The sequence below is a fragment of the Desulfosarcina sp. genome (assembly GCF_041551955.1).
Lineage (GTDB): Bacteria > Desulfobacterota > Desulfobacteria > Desulfobacterales > Desulfosarcinaceae > Desulfosarcina.
Window position 1 is genome coordinate 20,323 of the sequence record NZ_JBFELV010000021.1, and the last position, 6,881, is coordinate 27,203.

Genomic DNA, 6,881 nt, shown 5'->3' on the forward strand with positions numbered 1-6,881 from the left:
ATGCAAAGAAGATTGTGGAAAATGACGCGTTCAAACGATGCGACGCCTTTTTCAATGCCATGGGACTAGCCTATTCGCTGGCATCTCTATCCAGACAGACCGGCCCGAGGGGATGGCCTGTTAGATGGTGAATGATCCGATCAGGCTACTCAAGTCGAGAGACCAACTCTGCAGCCGTTGAGCAGTTCTCACCGCCGGCTGCCTCGATACTCCGTCGATAATTATGGCTGGCTCGTCCGCCGACCACCAGCGGGCAACCATTATCCAGCAAGTCAGACAGGCGGATGAGTTCGTCTTGCATGAAGGCATCATTGACGCGACAGGTGATGCTCAGGGCAATCATTTCCGCGCCAGGGATAGAAGAGGCAGCGGCGATCTCTTCAGCCGGCAGATTAAAACCTAAAAAGACCGGTTCCCAACCGTGGTCCTGTGCAGTAATGGCCACGGCCAGAGCGCCCAGGTAACAGCACTGGCCGGCCGGTGCGGCGATTAGCAAGCATGGCTTTTCAGCGGCATCGCCGGTGGGATGACTCAGCAAGCCAATGAGTTGCGCATGAATGACGACCGCGGCCAGCTGTCCATGAACAATCCGTAATGATCCATCAGACCACCTGTGGCCGACCTGCTCCATGAGCGGACAGAATATCGTGTCAATCAAGGCTTGACGGCTGAAGGTCGCGGCTGCCTGCTGCAGTATGCCCTGCAGCGCCTTGCCGTCCAGCATGGCAACGGCTTCTATACTATGGCTGACTATCTCAGTGGGGGCGATGCCAGCGGACATTTTTGAATCGGCGTGAGTTGGCTTGTTGGGCTGGATGGCGGGTGGTGAGGTGGTTTCCGCCAGTTCGACCAGTTTGGCCCGATCGAGACCGGCAATGTACGATATGCTGTGGCCATTCTGGATCACCCGTCTGAGCAGGATGAGGCGGTCGATGTCCGACTGGGTGAACAGTCGCCGGCCGTTGGCCGACCGCTGCGGTGCGATCGCATGGTATCGGCGTTCCCATGCCCGGATCACATGGGTGGAAAGACCGGTGTGCAAACTCACAAAACCAATCGGAAACGCAACCGGACCGGGCATCGTATCTACTCCGTTCGAGAAAAATGTGGCCGCGCGCAAACGATTCAATGACTGTTGAGAGCGCCGTTTGTCGCCGATAATCCATCCTGCATAGCCAAACCATATTGCCGATGGTTTTGGATTTGCCTGCTACCCCCGAGGCAAGCAACGGGGGCAGTCTTTGCCAATGCGCGTGCACAAACGTCGTAAGGTCCGCTTTTATTCGTCGACAAGTTTGGCGATGGCCAGCGCGCAGGCATTCACGGCTTCATCAGGCCCATCCAGGTTGACGATATGATTTTCAAGATCGAAATCTACAATAGTGCAGCCATGGTTTTCAACCGTCATCTTGAGTACATTCAAAAATGTTGCTTCATCCATAAGAGTCATCCTTCCCATCCGTCATCCTGCGACAAAAAGGATTGCCGGTGACGGATGTACGTCAATGTTGGGTCAAATTGATTCGACCAACCTATTTGCCTGGGGCATATCTGTCAAGAACCATGAACCCGCGAAAGCTGCCCGAGAAATGGGGCACGGGGAACCAGAGCTCCCCGTGCGCGATCGGTGTAAGACCCTCAGGTCACTTGGCTTCGGCAGTTATCCATCCGTTTTCGGCCGAGGAATTTCGTATCCATCGGCTTCTTCGGTGGACAGCAGGCCACTTTCAAGGTCTTTTCCCCTCAGGTCGGTGTAGGCATTCGCCATGCCTTCAGGCGTGGTTCGAATGGGGAACTTGAAACGTTTGATCGTTCCGTTTCGAAACTTGCAGGTCCACATGACGTCTTCGGTCCCCATCATGGGCATGATGCTGCTGCCCAGGGGCACAAAGTCGGCATAGCCTCTCACCTCGATCGCTTGCGTCGGGCAGATCTTAACGCACGAAAAACATTCCCAACATTGGTCCGGCTCCTGGTTGTAGGCCTTCATTTGGTTTGGATCCAGAACCATCAGATCGTTGGGGCAAATGTACATGCATGCAGTTTTGTCCCCGCCTTTGCAACCATCGCATTTTTCAGCGATTACGAAACTAGGCATATAACCTCCTTGCCAGTTCGGGTTAGATGTGACGCGCATCGTCGGTGCCGAAACATCTGCAGATGGCGCCATGATTTATGCCATGCCCATCATGGCACTCCAATAAAATAGGGCAGCGGGCTCGGGTGTCAATGTTTTGTCTAGTTTTAGGATTCAGTTTATTGGGCCATCGGCCGTTGATCGACGCGGGCATCTCGTTTCCACCGAAGACGAACGGCAGCCGATTATTCCTGTGCACCACGTGCGGTCTTGTGAACCATTCAGAGTCGGAATGCGGATTCCCCGGCTTTCGATCAGGAAGGGTTCAATTTTTCAAGCCGACTATCAAAAAATGGAATTGCAAATGTCAAAAACGTGTATAATATTTGTCTAATCATGGTGTTAATTTGTTTTATTCACCTTAACGACATATGAAATGTGGTGGTAATGAACGATCGTCGCCAACCAGTTAGCGCCAAAAAACCTCGAATCGGGTTAACGGACAAGGATCTCGAACGCCTTTTCGAGATCCATGGCACAGATTCAGCCGCAGTGCTGGCCAGACGGACGAAGTTGCCCTATCTGTTGATCTACAACATCGTTCACCGGCGGGTGATGTCGGTGAGTCACCGGCATTACGCGGCGCTGTACGGCCGACCTGCCCCCCAGCAGGCGGCGCTGAAGGTGGATGGTGCGGCATTCAGGGCAATGGCTGAATTGTGGCTGTTTCTCAATGACGGAGTCTCCAGGGCTGACCTTTACCGCGAGCTGTTTGGACTTGAATCCCATCAAAAGATTGATCACCGGATTTTCAATGGAAAGGTCAATACCGTCGATGCAAGAATAGAGCACATCATGAGGCAGAAATTTTCCGATGCGGGTGTGGACAAGCAGATGTTGAAACAATGGCTGGGTGAATTCGACGCGCTGCCACACAGCGATTGGGTCCCCTACACCCGCATACGGCCGACGCTGATTTACCTGTGGGAGAAATTGGGCGCTCACCCGACATCGCTGTTGAATCAGTCCGTCGTCAGGTATGAAACCGGAATCCTCAAGCGCGTTTCCCGGAGCACCGCTGATCGAATCGAGGAGCTAAAAGACAAAGCGGAAAAGGAACTCCGTGAAGATGGAAAACAGGACACAGAGAAGATAAAGGAGTCTGTTTTCGGTGGAAAATGTGGGTACACGCTTTATTCCGACATCAGAGACGAACTGCTATTTTTATGCAGAACCACCCGAAGAGGGGCTAAATACTATCTGGGACGAAGCCCCTGGACGTATGAAAACGGAAGGGCCAAACGAATCGCCAATTGGAGAGCCCGGAAGATTTTGCAGGACTGCGATCGGTTCATCCGGCAGTCAGGCGCCTTACCTCTGGCCAGTCTGCCGCAGTCGCGGCAATGGGCGCAGGTCAGTCGGCTGATCGATGTCCTGGTGGCCCGAACCGCCCAACTGCTCTCCGACAAGGACGGCATCGCTTTCGAAAAGCGCATCCTGCGACCGTCTCACACGCGGGTTGAATACAACAACCCGTATCATGGCTTCACGCCCTTCGACATGGCATCGCGTGTGTTGGGCATGAAACCCAGGGCCTTCGACCTGATGGTGGCCAGAAACTGTGAGATTTTCAGGACCGTGGGAAAATTCGCTCAACGTTGGTACCTTCCCGACCTGTATCTGAGGGAGCTGTCCGGGAAAAAAGATTTTGGATTGATCTCGGCCAAATATGAATTGATGGCCAAAGACGATCGCCGCCCGCGGCCAATCGATGCCTGCATGAACTAACCGGGGCGGAAAGTCCACGCACAATCCTCCGGTTTAGACACGCGGTCAGGCCTTGGTGGCCACCACCCACAGGTAGAGGTCCGCCAGTTGGCGGGATGACTCGATTGTAAAGCCGGTTTTCCGCAGCGCATCGTTAAATTGCGGTTCGTCGAAGCGGTCTTTTTGTGGATGATCCATGAGCCTGCCGATGAGCGGATGGGTGATGAATCGAGGTAGGATCTCTTCGCAATAGAACCTTCCCCCGGGTTTCAGTACCCGGTGAATCTCACCAAGCGCTGCCCGCCAGTCAACAACGTGGTGGATGGCACCGAAATTAAATACGGCGTCATAGCGATAGTTGACCACCGGAATATGCCTTACATTTGCAACCCAGAGCAATGGCCTCCGGTTTTTCTCGTTTTGCCGTTGTCGAACACGAGAAACCATTTTCGGATCTATATCAAATGCATCGACACTGGCTGCGCCAAAGCGTCTGAAAATGAGATCGATGCCGAAACCCGGGCCGCAACCGACTTCCAATACCTGGGACCCTTTTATGGAACCACCCATTTCCAGCAATCGCCGCATTTCGAAATGGTCCTGCAGAAACCGGCGAAGGGGGCTGAGGATGAAGAGGCGTTCTAAAAAATTAAGTTGCATGTCGCCCTATCTTTTTATGTTCAGTGGTGCGCCATGAGACGGCTGCAACAATCGGATCATCGTTCCACCGGGATCGTCTCCGGGCCAAGCAGGATTTTGGCCTCACTTTGCCGGGCGATACCCTTGAGCATATCCCGAAACACCCATTGATGCACCGGGTAGAGCCCATACCAGTAACCCAACCCAAACAGCCCCCGGGACAGGAATACCGATTGGAGGACCAGCTCCGTATGGCCCGATCGAGGCGACAGTTGGAACACCATCAGCGCGCCACCAGGCGCCTTCATGCGTGATTCGAGCACCAGTCGGCGGGGGTGATGGACTTGAGACACGCGCCAGAAATGAAAGTGCTCATCGACATCCAGATGCCTGGCATGACGGCGACTTTTTTTCAAACCGGGACCGCCGATGAATGTATCCAGCGCCCCTCTGGCCAACCACAGCAGACGGTTGCCGTAATAGCCCTGCTTGCCGCCGATGGCCTCGACGGTCTGCCAGACCTTATCGATATCCGCCGCCAGAAGGATGCGAAAACCCATGGAAAGGGTGGTTCCGCCGGCATAATCGGCATCTCCGCAGGCGGTCCATTCAGGCGGCAAAAGGGTGTCCTCAGTCAGGTCGCAGGCATCCTGTTCCGCCTGGGGCTGCCTGTCCAGGGCAATGCGTATGGTCTCTTCGGCTGGCTGGAGCGTCAGCGGGACGATGTCACGGATGCGATTGTCCCGACAGACCACCGGAATACTCAACCCTTCGGCCAACGGCCTGGCGATGATCGACGGAACAGGTGTGACCAGGTGGATCCAGAGAGAGCTCAATTTAGGGGTCAGCACCGGCACAGGGAAAATGATACGCGGCATCAGTCCGGCAATGTCGGCATAAGCATGGATGAGGTCGCGATAACTGAGCACCTCCGGTCCGCCGATATCGAAGGTTTCGCCGATGGTCCCAGGTGATTCCAGGCAGCCGCACAGGTAACCCAGGACATCTGTAATGGCGATGGGCTGGCAGGGGGTGCTGACCCAACGGGGGGTGATCATGACCGGCAGGCGGTCCACCAGGTACCTGAGCATTTCGAACGACGCGCTGCCGGACCCTAAAATCATCGCTGCCCGCAGACAGGTTACCGGCACGGCACCGTCCCGGAAGATCGTCTCCACCTCGTGGCGCGAGCGCAGGTGTTTGCTTAAATCCGGGTGGTCTGCGTCACCCAGTCCGCCCAGGTAGATAATCCTTTGAACCTTGCGTGCCGATGAGACCGCAGCCATGTTCAGTGCCGCCGTGCGGTCGGCATCGGCGAATCCCTGTTTACCGGCGATCATGGAGTGGATCAGGTAGTAAACGACCCTGCAACCGTCCACCGCCTGCTCGACGGAGGCCAGGTCAAGCGCATCCATGGCCACGATCTCTACGTTGGTGTGACCATACCAGGGCCGGTTTTCCAAGCGCCGAGGATTGCGCGCACTGGCCCTGACCCGATAGCCCTTGGCGAGAAGCAGTGGCACCAGGCGGCCCCCCACATAGCCGGTGGCACCGGTTACCAGGATGGGCCGGCTTTCAACATCAGCATCGTTATTTGATTTAGCGTTCATTGGCGGTGCTTTCCCATTCGGTATGGAGGCTCCTTGGCACCCGCCGCGTGGCGAGTGCGCAGAAGAACGTAATTTTACCTGAACATGCTCGTACCTGGTTGACACGCTTTCGGTTCATTCAGCCTTGCAGGCATGGTCCTCGACAAGGGGGCTGACAAGAGGGCAATGGATCGGATAAGGGTTGGTTGATGCGGATGCGGCGTTACCTCCATCCATGGATTCACAGACAATCGACGCGAGAGGCGGTTACTGGTTCATGGCCTGGCTGCCCACAATTATGCGACCAGGCCATAAACCGTGAAACGTGCAATCACCCGGCAATCGAAACCGGAGAGGCCTTGCCGATGTAATCCATGGTCTCTTCGTACTTGCCGCGCATGTCGACGCTGCCCTGCTCCACCTCTTTTTTGATGGGACTCCAATCCGATGGGCACTCCGTGCGCAGCTGTTCGACGCGCCGGCCCATGTCGTCCATCAGCATGTTGAGATCTTGGATGTTCATGAGCATTTTCTCTTTTTCGGCCGTACCGAGTTTGTCGATCTTGCGCATGGCATCGTACATTTTTGCTTTCCAAGAGGTCATCTCTGCTTCCATTGCCGAACAAAAATCTTTAACTTCCATGTGTTACCTCCTAATTGGGTTGGTTGCGCGTTAAAAGATATGTCACGTATGGCTCCACAAAAAACATTGGTCCCCAGGAATCGATGGCAGATGAGGTTTCATGTGTCAGCTTCAGGGCAGGGCCAGAGTCGAAACTTTGGAGATCATTGTTCAGTTGGCAGGTTCA

General features: G+C 54.9%; 7 protein-coding genes. 1 reads left to right on the forward strand and 6 read right to left on the reverse strand.

What is annotated here, in order from left to right; all coding sequences use genetic code 11:
• Positions 1 to 145: 145 nt before the first annotated feature.
• The 3 genes from ABYV26_RS03120 to aprB form a co-directional block, all read right to left on the reverse strand.
• Complete coding sequence (locus ABYV26_RS03120; RefSeq protein ID WP_372678069.1) at positions 146 to 1,081, reverse strand: MerR family transcriptional regulator; 936 nt, start codon at positions 1,079 to 1,081, stop codon at positions 146 to 148.
• Between the two features lie 198 nt (positions 1,082 to 1,279).
• The gene (locus tag ABYV26_RS03125) at positions 1,280 to 1,441 is read right to left on the reverse strand and encodes a hypothetical protein (protein ID WP_372678071.1); all 162 of its coding nucleotides are present in this window, start codon (positions 1,439 to 1,441) and stop codon (positions 1,280 to 1,282) included.
• Positions 1,442 to 1,660: 219 nt separating this feature from the next.
• The gene (gene aprB, locus ABYV26_RS03130) at positions 1,661 to 2,098 is read right to left on the reverse strand and encodes an adenylyl-sulfate reductase subunit beta (protein ID WP_372678073.1); all 438 of its coding nucleotides are present in this window, start codon (positions 2,096 to 2,098) and stop codon (positions 1,661 to 1,663) included.
• Between the two features lie 426 nt (positions 2,099 to 2,524).
• Between aprB and ABYV26_RS03135 the strand changes: the two genes are divergently transcribed.
• Positions 2,525 to 3,865 (forward strand): hypothetical protein, encoded by a 1,341-nt coding sequence (locus ABYV26_RS03135; protein ID WP_372678075.1) that lies wholly within the window; start codon positions 2,525 to 2,527, stop codon positions 3,863 to 3,865.
• Positions 3,866 to 3,910: 45 nt separating this feature from the next.
• On the opposite strand, the gene ABYV26_RS03140 is transcribed toward ABYV26_RS03135, so the two are convergent.
• The 3 genes from ABYV26_RS03140 to ABYV26_RS03150 all read right to left on the reverse strand — a co-directional run bounded on the left by ABYV26_RS03140 (position 3,911) and on the right by ABYV26_RS03150 (position 6,715).
• Positions 3,911 to 4,504 carry a class I SAM-dependent methyltransferase gene (locus tag ABYV26_RS03140; protein WP_372678076.1) on the reverse strand — a complete coding sequence of 198 codons (594 nt, stop codon included), beginning with the start codon at positions 4,502 to 4,504 and terminating at the stop codon, positions 3,911 to 3,913.
• Positions 4,505 to 4,560: 56 nt separating this feature from the next.
• Positions 4,561 to 6,093: a DUF2867 domain-containing protein gene (locus ABYV26_RS03145; protein WP_372678078.1), complete on the reverse strand. Its 1,533-nt coding sequence runs from the start codon at positions 6,091 to 6,093 to the stop codon at positions 4,561 to 4,563.
• A 310-nt stretch (positions 6,094 to 6,403) separates the two neighbouring features.
• A complete protein-coding gene (locus tag ABYV26_RS03150) occupies positions 6,404 to 6,715 on the reverse strand; it encodes a hypothetical protein (protein WP_372678079.1) in 312 nt (103 codons plus the stop codon).
• Positions 6,716 to 6,881: the final 166 nt, after the last annotated feature.

Bases quoted from the DNA above. Each gene is read 5' to 3' on its own strand.
- ABYV26_RS03145 (WP_372678078.1), bottom strand. From the start codon at position 6,093: ATGAACGCTAAATCAAATAACGATGCTGATGTTGAAAGCCGGCCCATC.
- ABYV26_RS03120 (WP_372678069.1), bottom strand. From the start codon at position 1,081: ATGCCCGGTCCGGTTGCGTTTCCGATTGGTTTTGTGAGTTTGCACACC.
- aprB (WP_372678073.1), bottom strand. From the start codon at position 2,098: ATGCCTAGTTTCGTAATCGCTGAAAAATGCGATGGTTGCAAAGGCGGG.
- ABYV26_RS03150 (WP_372678079.1), bottom strand. From the start codon at position 6,715: ATGGAAGTTAAAGATTTTTGTTCGGCAATGGAAGCAGAGATGACCTCT.
- ABYV26_RS03135 (WP_372678075.1), top strand. From the start codon at position 2,525: ATGAACGATCGTCGCCAACCAGTTAGCGCCAAAAAACCTCGAATCGGG.
- ABYV26_RS03125 (WP_372678071.1), bottom strand. From the start codon at position 1,441: ATGGATGAAGCAACATTTTTGAATGTACTCAAGATGACGGTTGAAAAC.
- ABYV26_RS03140 (WP_372678076.1), bottom strand. From the start codon at position 4,504: ATGCAACTTAATTTTTTAGAACGCCTCTTCATCCTCAGCCCCCTTCGC.